At 70.3% G+C, this 14,085-nt stretch carries 11 protein-coding genes; 5 read left to right on the forward strand and 6 right to left on the reverse strand.

Annotated features, from left to right (window positions below):
• Positions 1–163 precede the first annotated feature (163 nt).
• Positions 164–787: a helix-turn-helix transcriptional regulator gene (locus QFZ58_RS11930; RefSeq protein WP_307128833.1), complete on the forward strand. Its 624-nt coding sequence runs from the start codon at positions 164–166 to the stop codon at positions 785–787.
• 137 nt (positions 788–924) lie between these two features.
• Here QFZ58_RS11930 and QFZ58_RS11935 read toward each other — a convergent pair whose 3' ends face one another.
• Complete coding sequence (locus tag QFZ58_RS11935; RefSeq protein ID WP_307124900.1) at positions 925–1,950, reverse strand: ATP-dependent 6-phosphofructokinase; 1,026 nt, start codon at positions 1,948–1,950, stop codon at positions 925–927.
• Between the two features lie 253 nt (positions 1,951–2,203).
• Between QFZ58_RS11935 and pta the strand changes: the two genes are divergently transcribed.
• From pta to pyk, 3 genes are all read left to right on the forward strand, one after another.
• Entirely contained in the window at positions 2,204–4,276 is a 2,073-nt protein-coding gene (gene pta / locus QFZ58_RS11940; protein WP_307124901.1) for a phosphate acetyltransferase, read from the forward strand.
• Between the two features lie 41 nt (positions 4,277–4,317).
• Positions 4,318–5,520 carry an acetate kinase gene (locus tag QFZ58_RS11945; protein ID WP_307124902.1) on the forward strand — a complete coding sequence of 401 codons (1,203 nt, stop codon included), beginning with the start codon at positions 4,318–4,320 and terminating at the stop codon, positions 5,518–5,520.
• Between the two features lie 74 nt (positions 5,521–5,594).
• Positions 5,595–7,022 (forward strand): pyruvate kinase, encoded by a 1,428-nt coding sequence (pyk, locus tag QFZ58_RS11950; protein WP_307124903.1) that lies wholly within the window; start codon positions 5,595–5,597, stop codon positions 7,020–7,022.
• 94 nt (positions 7,023–7,116) lie between these two features.
• On the opposite strand, the gene QFZ58_RS11955 is transcribed toward pyk, so the two are convergent.
• From QFZ58_RS11955 to QFZ58_RS11970, 4 genes are all read right to left on the reverse strand, one after another.
• Positions 7,117–8,457, reverse strand: coding sequence for a hypothetical protein (locus QFZ58_RS11955; RefSeq protein ID WP_307124904.1), 1,341 nt, complete (start codon positions 8,455–8,457; stop codon positions 7,117–7,119).
• Complete coding sequence (locus QFZ58_RS11960) at positions 8,447–9,022, reverse strand: DUF6114 domain-containing protein (RefSeq protein ID WP_307124905.1); 576 nt, start codon at positions 9,020–9,022, stop codon at positions 8,447–8,449. The genes QFZ58_RS11955 and QFZ58_RS11960 overlap by 11 nt, the downstream gene beginning before the upstream one ends.
• A gap of 95 nt (positions 9,023–9,117) precedes the next feature.
• A complete protein-coding gene (locus QFZ58_RS11965) occupies positions 9,118–9,759 on the reverse strand; it encodes a DUF6230 family protein (protein WP_307124906.1) in 642 nt (213 codons plus the stop codon).
• 599 nt (positions 9,760–10,358) lie between these two features.
• A complete protein-coding gene (locus QFZ58_RS11970; RefSeq protein WP_307128834.1) occupies positions 10,359–11,321 on the reverse strand; it encodes a tetratricopeptide repeat protein in 963 nt (320 codons plus the stop codon).
• 330 nt (positions 11,322–11,651) lie between these two features.
• Between QFZ58_RS11970 and QFZ58_RS11975 the strand changes: the two genes are divergently transcribed.
• On the forward strand, positions 11,652–12,278 hold the full coding sequence (locus QFZ58_RS11975; protein ID WP_307124907.1) for a TetR/AcrR family transcriptional regulator: 627 nt from the start codon (positions 11,652–11,654) through the stop codon (positions 12,276–12,278).
• Between the two features lie 36 nt (positions 12,279–12,314).
• Here the strand turns inward: QFZ58_RS11975 and QFZ58_RS11980 are convergent, their stop codons facing one another.
• Positions 12,315–14,015, reverse strand: a complete 1,701-nt coding sequence (locus QFZ58_RS11980) for a methylmalonyl-CoA mutase (protein ID WP_307124908.1) — start codon at positions 14,013–14,015, stop codon at positions 12,315–12,317.
• Between the last annotated feature and the right edge of the window lie 70 nt (positions 14,016–14,085).

Below are 14,085 nucleotides of genomic sequence, written 5' to 3' on the forward strand. Positions count from 1 at the left end.
CTCCCGAGGGCTTCATGGCCGTGCCATTAGGAGGATCGCACGAAGGGTGAACTGATAGGAACAGCCTGTAGCCAGGCGGTTCTCTTCCTTCTACGGTGGGGCCGTGCACCCCACCCCGCCCTTCAATGCCCCCGCCGCGCGCCGACTCCGCGAGGCACTGGGAATGGCTCCCGGCCATGTTGCGTACGGGCTCGGCGCCCAGTACGGACTCCAGATCACCGCCGAGACGGTGATGGCCTGGGAACGCGGTGTCGCGCTGCCCGGCGAACGCGAGCTGACGGCTCTGGCAGGCGTGCTCTGGTGCGCCCCCGGTGAACTGCTGGCCGCCGCGAGCACCTTGCGCGAACACCGCATGGCCCGGGACGTCGCGGTGGACGGCCTCGCGCGGACCCTCGGGATGACGGCCGCCGCGTACCTGCGCATCGAGGAGACGGGCCGCTGGCGCGGCAACGAACGCCAGGCGCTGGCCCTCTGCGAGGCGCTGGACCTGTCGGCGGCACAGTTCCTCACGGCGACCGGCCGGAACGAGGAGCTGTCGGAACTGCTGACCAGGGCGGTGACCACGCGCTGGCAGGCCTACGTCCGGCCGGTGGCCAAGCTCGTGCCCCTGGACCGGGTCCTGGTGCAGGACGTGCTGGAGCAGCTGCACACCGACTACCAGGGTCTGATGGTGTCGACACTCAGCTGGAACACGACCGGCCGGGACCGTTCGGCGACGACGGGCGAGGCCGGCCGGGAGTTCCTGGACCGGGTGGTCGAGCAGTTCTGGCGCACGGCGGGCATCTGACCCCGTCCCGCCGCCCCGGCCCACCGGCCCGCGGCCGGACGGACCTGTCCCCCGGCCGGGCGGCCCTGCCCCTCCGCGGGGAGGACGGGTCCGCGGGGAGGGACGGGCCGCCGGGCCTCACCCGGGGCGGGGGCCGGTCAGAAGACCGACTCGGCCTCGTACATCCGGTCGCTCGGCACGGTCTTCAGCCGGGTCACGGCGTCCGCGAGGGGGGCCATCACGATGTCGGTACCGCGCAGAGCCGTCATGCGGCCGAAGTCACCGCGGTGCACGGCCTCCACCGCGTTCCAGCCGAAGCGGGTCGCGAGCACCCGGTCGTACGCGGTCGGCGTGCCACCGCGCTGCACGTGGCCGAGGATGACCGGTCGCGCCTCCTTGCCGAGGCGCAGTTCCAGCTCGACGGCGAGACGGTTGCCGATGCCCTGGAAGCGCTCGTGCCCGAACTGGTCGATCGCGCCCTTGGCGTACGGCATGGAGCCCTCGGCCGGGTGCGCGCCCTCGGCGACACAGATGACGGCGAACTTCTTGCCGCGCGCGAAGCGTTCCTCGACCATCTTGACCAGGTCGTCGACCTGGAAGTGCCGCTCCGGCAGGCAGATGCCGTGGGCACCGCCGGCCATGCCGGACTCCAGCGCGATCCAGCCCGCGTGCCGGCCCATGACCTCGACGACCATGACCCGCTGGTGCGACTCGGCTGTGGTCTTGAGGCGGTCTATGGCCTCGGTGGCGACGCCCACGGCCGTGTCGAACCCGAAGGTCCGGTCGGTCGCGGAGATGTCGTTGTCGATGGTCTTCGGGACGCCGACGACGGGCATTCCGGCGTCCGACAGCATCCGTGCCGCCGTGAGCGTGCCCTCGCCGCCGATGGGGATGAGGGCGTCGATGCCGTAACGGCGGGAGAGTTCCTCGCAGTTCTCCGCGGCCTCGCGGAGACGGTCGCGCTCCAGCCTGGCCGAGCCGAGGATCGTGCCGCCGCGGGCCAGGATGCCGCTGACCGCATTGAGGTCCAGGGGGCGGAAGTGACCGTCGAGCAGGCCCTTGAACCCGTCCTCGAAGCCGATCACCTCGTCGCCGTGGCCCACCACGGCGCGGTGCACGACCGATCGGATCACGGCGTTCAGGCCTGGACAGTCGCCGCCTGCGGTGAGAATTCCGATGCGCATCCTGCTCTGTCTCCTGCTCGTTAGTGCCATGCCTTCCGGGGACCCCTCGAAGAGACCCCCGTACCGTGAGCCACCACGATTGTCCCACGCCGTCTCCGGCACCCGCGCTTTCGGCTCCTGGGGGACCGGGCGGGGGCGGGGGCCCGGGCGGCCCGCCCCCGCCCGCTGCGGGCCCTTCCCGGCGGGCGACGGACCTGCCCCCGTAGGTATCGTCAAGGGGGCAATGTCAGCCAAACAGGACGGGAGAGCACGCGTGGCGCGCAGCGTGTACGTGACCGGGATCGACCGGGGAGACGGCCGTCAGGTCGTCGATCTGGGAGTCATGGAGCTACTGACGCGTCAGGTGGACCGGGTCGGTGTCTTCCGGCCGCTGGTCCACGACGGGCCCGATCGGCTCTTCGAGCTGCTGCGCGCCCGCTACCGGCTCTCGCAGAGCCCGGAGACCGTCTACGGCCTGGACTACCACGAGGCCTCCGCGATCCAGGCCGAGAAGGGGACCGACGAGCTCGTCTCCCGGCTCGTCGAGCGCTTCCACCGGGTGGCCCGCGACTACGAGGTGGTGCTGGTCCTCGGCAGCGACTTCGCCGCCACCCAGCTCCCGGACGAGCTGGCCCTCAACGCGCGGTTCGCCAACGAGTTCGGCGCCTCGGTGATCGCGGTCGTCGGCGGCCAGGGCCAGGACGCGGAGTCCGTACGGGCCGAGACGCGCAACGCCTACCGGGCCTACACCGGGCTCGGCTGCGACGTCCTGGCGATGATCGTGAACCGGGTGGCGTCCGGCGACCGCGCGGACATGGCGGAGCGGCTGGCGGCCACCCTCCCCGTCCCCTGCTCGGTCCTCCCCGACGATCCGGCGCTCTCCGCGCCCACCGTCGCCCAGATCACCGCCGCACTGGGCGGGACGGTGCTCCTCGGCGACGACTCGGGGCTCGCCCGCGACGCGCTGGACTTCGTCTTCGGCGGCGCGATGCTGCCCAACCTCCTCAAGGCGCTCACCCCGGGCTGCCTCGTCGTCACCCCCGGCGACCGGGCCGACCTGGTCGTCGGCTCCCTCGCGGCGCACAGTGCCGGCACACCGCCCATCGCGGGCCTCCTGCTGACCCTGGACGAGCGACCCGGCGAGGAGATACTCAGGCTGGCCGCCCGCCTGGCCCCGGGCACCCCGGTCGTCGCGGTCGCCGGGGGCTCGTTCCCCACCGCGGGCGAGCTCTTCGCCCTGGAGGGCAAGCTGAACGCGGCCACGCCCCGCAAGGCGGAGACGGCGCTCGGCCTCTTCGAGCGCCATGTGGACACCGGGGCCCTGCTGGAGCGGATCTCGGTGGCCCGCAGCGGCCGGGTCACCCCGATGATGTTCGAGCACGAACTCCTCGAACAGGCCCGCTCGGACCGCCGCCGGGTCGTCCTCCCCGAGGGCACGGAGGAGCGCGTCCTGCGCGCCGCCGAGGTGCTGCTGCGGCGCGACGTCTGCGACCTGACGCTCCTCGGCGACGTGGACGTCATCCGCAAGAAGGCCGCCGACCTCGGTGTCGATCTGGCCGGGACCCAGCTGATCGACCCCCGGACCTCCGAGCTCCGCCAGGGCTTCGCCGAGCAGTACGCCCTGCTGCGCGCGCACCGCGGAGTGACGGTCGAGCTCGCGTACGACGTCGTCTCGGACGTCAATTACTTCGGCACGCTGATGGTCCAGGAGGGCCTCGCCGACGGCATGGTCTCCGGCTCGGTGCACTCCACCGCGGCGACGATCCGCCCGGCCTTCGAGATCATCAAGACCAAGCCGGACGCATCGATCGTGTCCTCGGTCTTCTTCATGTGCCTCGCCGACAGGGTCCTGGTGTACGGCGACTGCGCGGTCAACCCGGATCCCGACGCGGAACAGCTCGCGGACATCGCGGTGCAGTCCGCGGTCACCGCGGCGCGCTTCGGCGTGGAACCCCGGATCGCGATGCTGTCGTACTCGACGGGCACCTCGGGCACCGGCGTCGACGTCGACAAGGTGCGCCAGGCCACGGAGCGGGTACGCGCGTCGCGACCGGACCTGCGGATCGAGGGCCCGATCCAGTACGACGCCGCGGTCGAGCCCACGGTCGCGGCGACGAAGCTGCCGGCGTCGGAGGTCGCGGGCCGCGCGACCGTGCTGGTCTTCCCGGACCTCAACACCGGCAACAACACCTACAAGGCGGTGCAGCGTTCGGCGGGCGCCGTCGCGGTGGGCCCGGTGCTGCAGGGACTGCGCAAGCCGGTCAACGACCTGTCGCGCGGGGCGCTGGTGCAGGACATCGTCAACACGGTGGCCATCACGGCGATCCAGGCGCAGGGCGAGAAGTGACACCGATGACCACCGATCCGACCAGTGAAGGTTCGCGCCCCATGAATGACGCCCACCGCGTACTCGTCCTCAACTCCGGCTCCTCGTCGGTGAAGTACCAGCTCCTGGACATGCGCGACCGGTCGCGGCTGGCGACCGGCCTGGTCGAGCGGATCGGCGAGGCGGCCTCCCGGCTGGTGCACACGCCGGCGGCGGGCGGGACCCGTGAGCGGACCGGCCGGATCGCCGACCACGAGCAGGCCCTGAAGGCCGCCGCCGAAGAGCTCGCGGCCGACGGGATCGGCCTGGACTCCCCCGAGCTGGCGGCGATCGGCCACCGGGTCGTGCACGGCGGGCTGAAGTTCACGGAACCCACCGTCGTCACCGACGAGGTGCTGACGGAGATCGAGCGCCTGGTCCCGGTGGCCCCCCTGCACAACCCGGCGAACATCACCGGCATCCGCACCGCCCAGGCGCTGCGCCCGGACCTGCCGCAGGTCGCCGTCTTCGACACGGCGTTCCACACGACGATGCCGGAGCACGCCGCGCGGTACGCGATCGACGTGGAGACCGCGGACGCGCACCGCATCCGCCGCTACGGTTTCCACGGCACCTCGCACGCGTACGTCTCGCGCCGGGCGGCCGAGCTGCTGGGCCGGCCGGTGGCGGACGTGAACGTGATCGTGCTGCACCTGGGCAACGGCGCGTCGGCCTCAGCGGTGGCGGGCGGCCGGTGCGTGGAGACGTCCATGGGACTGACCCCCTTGGAAGGGCTGGTCATGGGTACGCGGTCGGGAGACATCGATCCGGCGGTCACCTTCCACCTCAAGCGGGTGGCGGGGATGTCGGCCGACGAGATCGACGTACTGCTGAACAAGAAGAGCGGGCTGGTGGGTCTGTGCGGTGACAACGACATGCGGGAGATCCGCCGGCGCGTGGACGAGGGCGACGAGCGCGCGGCGCTCGCGTTCGCCATCTACGTCCACCGGCTGAAGAAGTACATCGGCGCCTATTCGGCGGTCCTCGGCCGGGTGGACGCCGTCGTCTTCACGGCCGGCGTCGGGGAGAACTCGGCTCCGGTGCGGGAGGCTGCGATCGCGGGACTGGAAGGGTTCGGCCTCGCGGTGGACGCGGACCGGAACGCCGAACGGTCCGGCGAGCCGCGGCTGATCTCCCCCGACGGCGCCCGGGTGGCCGTGGCCGTGGTGCCCACGGACGAGGAGCTGGAGATCGCCGGCCAGGCCTTCGCCCTGGTCCACAACTGAGCGGGCCCGCGCCCCTTTGTATCTTCCACCAGACGGAATATTCCGCAGCGAAACAAACCGATAGGATCCGCCTCATGCGCCGTTCCAAAATCGTCTGCACCCTCGGTCCCGCCGTCGACTCCCATGAGCAGCTCGTCGCTCTGATCGAGGCCGGCATGAGCGTGGCCCGTTTCAACTTCAGTCACGGTACCCACGAGGAGCACCAAGGCCGTTACGACCGGGTCCGCAAGGCCGCCGCCGAGACCGGCCGCGCGGTCGGCGTGCTCGCCGACCTCCAGGGCCCGAAGATCCGCCTCGCGAAGTTCGCCGAGGGTCCCGTCGAGCTGGTCCGCGGGGACGAGTTCGTCATCACCTCCGAGGACGTCCCCGGCGACAAGTCGATCTGCGGCACGACCTACAAGGGTCTGCCCGGCGACGTCACCAAGGGCGACCCGATCCTGATCAACGACGGCAACGTCGAGCTCAAGGTCGTCTCGGTGGACGGCCCCCGGGTCACCACCATCGTCATCGAGGGCGGTGTCATCTCCGACCACAAGGGGATCAACCTCCCGGGTGCGGCGGTCAACGTCCCCGCGCTGTCCGAGAAGGACGTCGAGGACCTGCGGTTCGCCCTGCGGATGGGATGCGACATGGTCGCCCTGTCCTTCGTCCGGGACGCCGAGGACGTCAAGGACGTCCACAAGGTGATGGACGAGGAGGGCCACCGCGTCCCCGTCATCGCCAAGGTGGAGAAGCCGCAGGCCGTCGAGCACATGGAGGGCGTCGTCGCCGCCTTCGACGGTGTCATGGTCGCCCGCGGTGACCTGGCCGTCGAGTATCCGCTCGAGAAGGTCCCGATGGTGCAGAAGCGCCTCATCGAGCTGTGCCGCCGCAATGCCAAGCCGGTGATCGTGGCGACCCAGATGATGGAGTCGATGATCACCAACTCGCGGCCCACGCGCGCCGAGGCGTCCGACGTCGCCAACGCGATCCTGGACGGTGCGGACGCGGTCATGCTGTCGGCGGAGTCCTCCGTCGGCGCGTACCCGATCGAGACGGTCAAGACGATGTCGAAGATCGTGGTCGCCGCCGAGGAGGAGCTGCTGTCCAAGGGCCTCCAGCCGCTGGTGCCGGGCAAGAAGCCGCGTACGCAGGGCGGTTCGGTCGCCCGCGCCGCCGCCGAGATCGCGGACTTCCTGGACGGCAAGGCACTGGTCGCGTTCACCAAGTCCGGTGACACGGCCCGCCGCCTCTCCCGTTACCGCGCCGCGCAGCCGATCCTCGCCTTCACCACCGAGGAGGCCACCCGCAACCAGCTCGCGCTGAGCTGGGGCGTGGAGTCCTACGTCGTCCCGCACGTGGACAACACGGACGCGATGGTCGACCTCGTCGACGCGGAGCTGCTCAAGCTGAACCGCTACAACGACGGCGACACCATGGTCATCACGGCCGGTTCGCCCCCCGGCGTCCCCGGCACCACCAACATGGTCCGGGTGCACCACCTGAGCGGCGAACGCGCCTGAGAGCCCCGTACGGCGTGACTGTGGGCCGTACCCCCGCGAGGGGTACGGCCCACAGCTCTGTGCGGCTCCCGGACCGTGTCCTGGGTACCGGTGGCTAGCTGTTGCCGCCGGTGAAGTAGTTCTGCAGCCCGGGGATCCTGAGCGAGCCGCCGAACTGGCCTGCCTGCGTCACCTTCACGTCGGTGAAGAAGGCGAAGGGTACGTTCAGCGGCGGCGGGGTCTGCGGGCTGAACGTGATCGGGATGATGCCGAAGAGGTTGCCCTTCAGCTCCTCCGTGTACATCGTCACCGTGCCGTTGCGGATGGTGGACGTCGAGCCCTCACGTGCCTTGACGTGGCCGGTGGTGCCGGCCGGGCCCGTGGTCAGCTGGTGCAGGTCCTGGATGTCCACGGAGCTCGCGGTGAACTTCAGCACCTTCTTGGTGCTGCCGTCACCCTTGCGCACCTCGACGATGCCCGCGTAGTCGAGCCCGCTGAGCGTGAGCCGCGACGACTCGAGGATCCACGGGTCGTTCGGGAGCAGCGGGATGCCCTGCTCCAGATCGGCCGCGGCGAGTGCCTCCGGGTCGGCGGTCGGGCACGGGAACGGCTCCTTGGCGCCGTCCGGGATGTCCTCGTCCTTCACGGCGTCGAGGCCCTTGACGTCGTCCTCGAGCTCCTCGACGTCCTTGCCCGCCTTCTCGGCGGCGTCCCGGATGGCGTCGGCGGTCTTGTCGGCCTCCGCCTCGGCCTTCTCGGTGGCCTTCTGCGCGGACTGCTCCTCGGTGGATTCCCCGGCCGGCCTCGTGGTGGCCGTGTCCGCCGGTTCCGGGGACTTCGTGGTGGGCGAGGGGGACGGGCTCGCCGTCTCCTCGTCCGGCCCGTCGAGGAGGTCCTTGAGCGCGTCTCCGACACCCAGCGGGTCGAGGGGATTCGTCGACTTGGCGGGGGTGGGCGTGACCTCGGGCGTCGCCGCGGCCTTCTTGCCGGCCGTGCCGTCCGCCTCGGGCGTGCCCGGGCTCGTGGAGGCGGTGGGCTTCGGAGCCGCGGCCCCGTCCTCGCCGGACTCCCCGTCACCTTCGGCCGTCTCGTCCCCTGCGGGCTTCTCGTCCCCTGCGGGCTTCTCGCCCGTGTCGGACTCGCCCGAGGGCGTGGCACTCGGGGTGGGCGTCGCGTCCGGCTCCGGCGACTCACTCGGCTCGTCGGATCGGGTCACGCAGGGCCCGGGGGCGAAGGGGATGTCGGTGCTGTCCTCGGCCATCGCGAGCCTGGGGGTGAGTCCCATGCCCACGAAGACGGCCGTCGGCATCGCGGCCAGCGCGAACGCCTTCTTGCCCGTCGGCATGTGCAGCTTCGTCAGCAGCGACTTCTTGGGAGCGGCGTGGCGTGGTCCCCTGCGCCCACTCAGGCCGTCGTCCGAGTACGAGTTCACCGGCTGTACGTCGTCACCCCGCACGATGCCTTCCTCCTTCGGCCTCTGACGCCTTGTCGAACCCGACGGTCTGCTGCTGGGGAACGGCCGCCCCCGGGAACGCGTCCACGGAGTGCCCGCCCTGCGGCTGCGGGGGCACGGGGGACATGCCGGCGGGGATCTGCCCGCCGAGCGCGGCCTCGTTCCGCGCGGGCTCACCGGGAACCCAGGAGACGGACAGAGCTCCGCCGAGGAGGGCGAAGACGAAGCCGATGAGGAAGCCGCCGATGTTGGCCACCGGTATCGAGATCAGGGCCAGCAGGATCGCGGCGACACCGGCGAACACCCGCACGATGTGGTGGAACCACATCGTGAGACCGAGCGTGATGAGCAGTATTCCGATGATCAGCGACCCGGCACCGGCGGTGGTGGACATCGCGATCGTCATGTTGCCGAGGTGCATGTTCGCGTACGGGAAGTACGCGATGGGTACACCACCCATGATGGTGAACAGGCCCGCCCAGAACGGCCGGTTACCCCGCCAGGTGCGGAATCCCCGCCGGAAGACGGTGAGGTAATGCTCGTTCTGCCCTGTGGACTCGGGGCTCATGGAAAACAGCTCCCTGGAACCGGTACTGCTGTGAGAAGAGAAGGGGTGGGCGGCCGAAGGCTCTCAGCGAGCACTCCGGCCACCCCGGCGAGTGCTTAGAAGCACTCCTTGACGCCCTTGTGCAGCCTCAGGCTCAGGTTGCTCAGCTTGAAGGTACCGGCGGTGGTCGCCCACGCCGTCTGCTTCACGTCGGACAGCGTCGCCACCTTGGCGCGCTGGGAGAAGCCGTACGGGTTGACGGCCTTCTCCGTGCCGGACTGGATGCCGGGCTTGCCGACCGAACCGGCCGCGACGCCGATGTCGATGTTCTCGAAGTACGCGTCCGTGTCGAGCTGGGCGACGTCGAGGTACAGGTTGGTCGCCTCGACCGGCTTCTTCGGGTCGGTGCCGGCCTTCAGCTGAAGGCTGACACTGCCGAGACCGAAGGGCAGGTCGGGGGTGACCACCGACTGGCACATGTTGGTGATCGTGGCCTTGCTGAAGCCCGACACGGCCACCGGGTGCGCCGCGTCGTTGCCCTTGAGGTCCTTGCCGACAGCGACGCTGCCGTACTGGACGAAGTCCTCACCGACGAGCTTGTCGGTGGAGACCTTGAAGCTCTGGCCGGAGACGCTGAACGACGCGGCGAGCGCACCCTGCGCCAGCCCGACACCGACAGCGGCGGTCGCGACGACGCTCGGCACCATGACCAGAGCGAAACGCTTCCATCTCGTCCCACCGCGAACCTGGGAACTCATTAATTTCCTCCTTCTCGGACGTACATCTCCGGTACGGGCTCGGTGCCCGCCCTGGGATGGGAGAAGTGCTACGTCCTCGGGAAGGAGAGCGCCCGGACCGGAGGCGTGTACCGCATCCGGATCACCGGCGATCACCCCCGAGCGACAACCACTGGCCGCGCGTCTGCGCAGCCGGTTCGGACAGGCCCTGCCCAGGGGCAGGAACCCCCCTGTCCGCGATCGGCGCCATCGGCGCCGACCACCCGGTGGGGAACCAACAGGCCGCCTGCACCGACTGGTGGCCGGACTGGCGGGTATTGGACCGAGCGTGGCCGATCGTGGTGCATTCCCGGCCGCGACACAAGGGGGGTCGTTACCCGCTAGTAACGACCCGATAACCGGCGTGCGACAGCGCGATACCGCCCGGCCACACAGGGTGGCATCAAAGGGACGTCCGAATGGGAGGATTGAGGCGCTTAACCGGACAGATCCTGACGACCGCTTTACTGCCAGTAACAGCGCGTACTTTTGTCAAGATTTGGTAAAGCGCTGGCATTCGTTGTCGTTCGCCCGCGAAAACGGCCGCAGTGCCCGGTAGGCACCACGGCCGTGTTGTCACATCAGAACAAGACACGCGCCAGGGCGGTCCGCGCGGCGGCGACCCTGGGGTCCTCGGGGCCGATGACCTCGAAAAGCTCCAGGAGCCTCACCCGCACCGCGTCACGGTCGTCACCGAAGGTGCGCCGGACCGTCTCGACCAGCCGGCCGAAGGCGTCCTCGACGTGACCGCCCACGAGGTCCAGGTCGGCGGCGGCCATCTGGGCGGCCGGATCGGCCGCATTCTCCGCGGCCTCCTTGCGGACCTGCTGCGGGTCCGTGCCCGCGACCCGGCCGAGGAGCTCGGCCTGCGCGAGACCCAGCTTGGCCTCGATGTTGGCCGGGTCGTCGGAGAGCACGTTCTTGTACGCCTGGACGGCGCCGCCGAAGTCGTTGGCGTCCAGCGCCTGCGCGGCGGCCTCCAGCAGCGCGTCGTACGGCCCCGCGGGCACCTCGGCCGGGACGCCGTCCTCGGCTGCGGCCGCGGCGTCCTGGTCGACGACGATCCCGGTGAGGCCGAAGCGCTCCTCGCCGACCTGGATCAGCTGGTCCAGCGTCTGCCGGATCTGGCTCTCGGGCGCAGCCCCCTGGAAGAGGGGGAGGGCCTGTCCGGCCACCACGGCGAAGACCGCCGGGATGCCCTGGATCCCGAACTGCTGCATCAGCATCTGGTTGGCGTCGACGTCGACCTTGGCCAGCACGAAGCGGCCGTTGTACTCGGCGGCGAGGCGCTCCAGGAGCGGGCCGAGCTGCTTGCACGGTTCGCACCACTCGGCCCAGAAGTCGATGACGACGGGCACTTCGGTGGAGCGCTGGAGGACGTCGGTCTCGAAGCCGGCTTCGTCGACGTCGAACACCAGGGAGGCGGGGGGCACGGCACCGCCACCACCCTGCCGGGCAGACTCCGCGCGGGCCTGCTCCGCCTTCGCCTTGGCCTCGCCGGCCGCCTTCACAGCGGCGAGGTCGACGACGCCGCTCATGGACATGTTCCTAGGCTGCATACGTACATCCTCCCCCCTGGGCGCACTGTTGCGAAAAGCGATCCGCGAACCGTGTCCGTCCGCAGCCACGCCGGTGTGCGGGGCCCGCGGACGGATACGGCTCCGAGGCCCTGAAAACCCCGTACTTCTACGCCGGGTCCCCACCCGGCACTGTGGTCGTCGATCGGTGTGGCGCCACGGCGGGCGAGCCGCCGTTCTTACGCTACGACCCGTAGCGTAACTGCCTCCACCCCCTCCCGGGCAAGAGTGCCCGGTGATCTGTCTCACGGGCACCGGGGCCGGTCAGTGGTACTTACCGGCCGGTATGGTCGCCGCATGCTCAGCGACAGCCCCCCAGAACCCGCCCGATCCGGACGTCCGCGCAGCGCCGCGGCCGATACCGCGATCCTCGAGGCGACCCGTGCGTCGCTGGTCGACCTCGGCTGGTCCAAGCTGACGATGAGTGATGTGGCGACGCGGGCCGGGGTCGCCAAGACGACCCTCTACCGCCGCTGGGCCGGCAAGAACGAGCTGGTCGTGGACGCGGTCGCGGTTCTCTTCGACGAGCTGGAGCTGCCCGACCTGGGCAGCCTGGCGGCCGATGTCGAGGCCGTCGTACTGCAGTTCGCGGCATTGCTGGAGCGGCCCGAGACGAAGACGGCGCTGATGGCGGTCGTCGCGGAGTCGACCCGGGACGAAGCGCTGCGGGACAGGATCAGGAACTCGATCGTGGCGCGGCAGAAGCGGCTGGTCCTCCAGGGCCGCGAACGCGCCCAGGAGCGTGGCGAACTGCCCGCCGAGCCGGATCCCGCCGTGGCGGCCCGCACCGCCGACCTGATCTTCGATGTGATCGCCGGCGCCGTGGTGCACCGGGCGCTGGTGAGCGCCGAGCCCGTCGACTGTGCCTGGGCCCGGCGCTTCACACTGCTGCTGCTCTCGGGACTGGGAGCGGCTTCCGCGTAGGTACTCCGGACGCGGAACCGGGCGTCGGAAGCGGCGTCAGAAGCCCGGCGGTTCGGTGTAGACGCCCCACTCGTCGCGCAGGACTCCGCAGATCTCGCCGAGGGTCGCCTCCGCGCGCACGGCCTGGAGCATCGGGCCGATCATGTTCGAGCCGTCGCGCGCGGCGGCCAGCATCGCGTCGAGCGCGCCGCGGACCTTCGCGTCGTCGCGGGCCTCCTTGCGCCCGCCGAGCGCGCGGACCTGCTCGCGCTCCACCTCGTGGCTGACCCGCAGGATCTCGAGGTCGCCGGTGACGGATCCGTGGTGGACGTTGACGCCGACGACCCGCTTCTCGCCCTTCTCGAGCGACTGCTGGTAGCGGAAGGCGGATTCGGCGATCTCGCCGGTGAACCAGCCGTCCTCGATACCGCGCAGGATGCCGGAGGTCATGGGCCCGATGGGGTGCCTGCCGTCGGCGTGCGCCCGGGTGCCACGCTCCCTGATCTGCTCGAAGATCTTCTCGGCGTCGGCCTCGATGCGGTCGGTGAGCTGTTCGACGTACCAGGAACCGCCCAGCGGGTCGGCGACGTTGGCGACGCCGGTCTCCTCCATGAGCACCTGCTGGGTGCGCAGGGCGATCTCGGCAGCCTGCTCGGAGGGGAGTGCGAGCGTCTCGTCCAATGCGTTGGTGTGCAGCGAGTTGGTGCCGCCGAGGACGGCGGAGAGCGCCTCGACCGCGGTCCGTACGACGTTGTTGTACGGCTGCTGGGCCGTGAGCGAGACTCCGGCGGTCTGGGTGTGGAACCGCAGCCACTGCGCCTTGTCGGTCCTGGCGCCGTACGTCTCCTTCATCCAGCGGGCCCAGATCCTGCGCGCGGCGCGGAACTTGGCGATCTCCTCGAAGAAGTCGAGGTGCGCGTCGAAGAAGAAGGAGAGGCCGGGGGCGAAGGTGTCGACGTCGAGGCCGCGGGAGAGACCCAGCTCCACGTAACCGAAGCCGTCGGCGAGGGTGTAGGCGAGCTCCTGCGCGGCCGTCGCCCCGGCCTCGCGGATGTGGTACCCGGAGACCGAGAGCGGCTTGTAGGCCGGGATGTCGCGGGCGCAGTGCTCCATCAGGTCGCCGATGAGGCGCAGGTGCGGCTCGGGCTGGAAGAGCCACTCCTTCTGGGCGATGTACTCCTTGAAGATGTCGGTCTGCAGGGTGCCGTTGAGCACGGCGGGGTCGACGCCCTGGCGTTCGGCGGCGACGAGGTACATGCAGAAGACGGGGACGGCGGGCCCGCTGATCGTCATCGAGGTGGTGACGTCGCCGAGCGGGATGTCCTGGAACAGGACCTCCATGTCGGCGGCGGAGTCGATGGCGACGCCGCAGTGGCCGACCTCACCGAGCGAGCGGGGGTCGTCGGAGTCGCGTCCCATCAGGGTCGGCATGTCGAAGGCGACACTGAGGCCGCCGCCGCCGTTGGCCAGGATGGTCTTGTAGCGCTCGTTGGTCTGCTCGGCGTTGCCGAAGCCGGCGAACTGGCGGATGGTCCAGGTGCGGCCTCGGTAGCCGGTCGGGTACAGCCCCCGGGTGAAGGGGTACTCGCCGGGCCAGCCGATCCTCTCGAAGCCCTCGTACGAGTCCGAGGGGCGGGGCCCGTACACGGGCTCCACCGGGTCCCCGGAGAGTGTGGTGAAGTCCGCCTCACGCTTGCGGGCCTTGTCGTAACGGGCCTGCCAGCGGAGGCGGCCTTCCTCGATCGCGTCAGCGTCCATGCGTACAAATTTACTAGGACGTCCTAGTAAATGTCGATGGCAAACCGCCCGGCGCTTCGCGCGGGGCGGT

The organism is Streptomyces sp. B1I3 (genome assembly GCF_030816615.1).
Classification (GTDB): domain Bacteria; phylum Actinomycetota; class Actinomycetes; order Streptomycetales; family Streptomycetaceae; genus Streptomyces.

Excerpts from the sequence above, each read along its gene's own strand:
- QFZ58_RS11960 (WP_307124905.1), bottom strand. The coding sequence starts at position 9,022 with ATGAGCCCCGAGTCCACAGGGCAGAACGAGCATTACCTCACCGTCTTC.
- QFZ58_RS11970 (WP_307128834.1), bottom strand. The coding sequence starts at position 11,321 with ATGTCCATGAGCGGCGTCGTCGACCTCGCCGCTGTGAAGGCGGCCGGC.
- pyk (WP_307124903.1), top strand. The coding sequence starts at position 5,595 with ATGCGCCGTTCCAAAATCGTCTGCACCCTCGGTCCCGCCGTCGACTCC.
- QFZ58_RS11980 (WP_307124908.1), bottom strand. The coding sequence starts at position 14,015 with ATGGACGCTGACGCGATCGAGGAAGGCCGCCTCCGCTGGCAGGCCCGT.
- QFZ58_RS11965 (WP_307124906.1), bottom strand. The coding sequence starts at position 9,759 with ATGAGTTCCCAGGTTCGCGGTGGGACGAGATGGAAGCGTTTCGCTCTG.
- QFZ58_RS11975 (WP_307124907.1), top strand. The coding sequence starts at position 11,652 with ATGCTCAGCGACAGCCCCCCAGAACCCGCCCGATCCGGACGTCCGCGC.
- QFZ58_RS11945 (WP_307124902.1), top strand. The coding sequence starts at position 4,318 with ATGAATGACGCCCACCGCGTACTCGTCCTCAACTCCGGCTCCTCGTCG.
- QFZ58_RS11930 (WP_307128833.1), top strand. The coding sequence starts at position 164 with ATGGCTCCCGGCCATGTTGCGTACGGGCTCGGCGCCCAGTACGGACTC.
- QFZ58_RS11935 (WP_307124900.1), bottom strand. The coding sequence starts at position 1,950 with ATGCGCATCGGAATTCTCACCGCAGGCGGCGACTGTCCAGGCCTGAAC.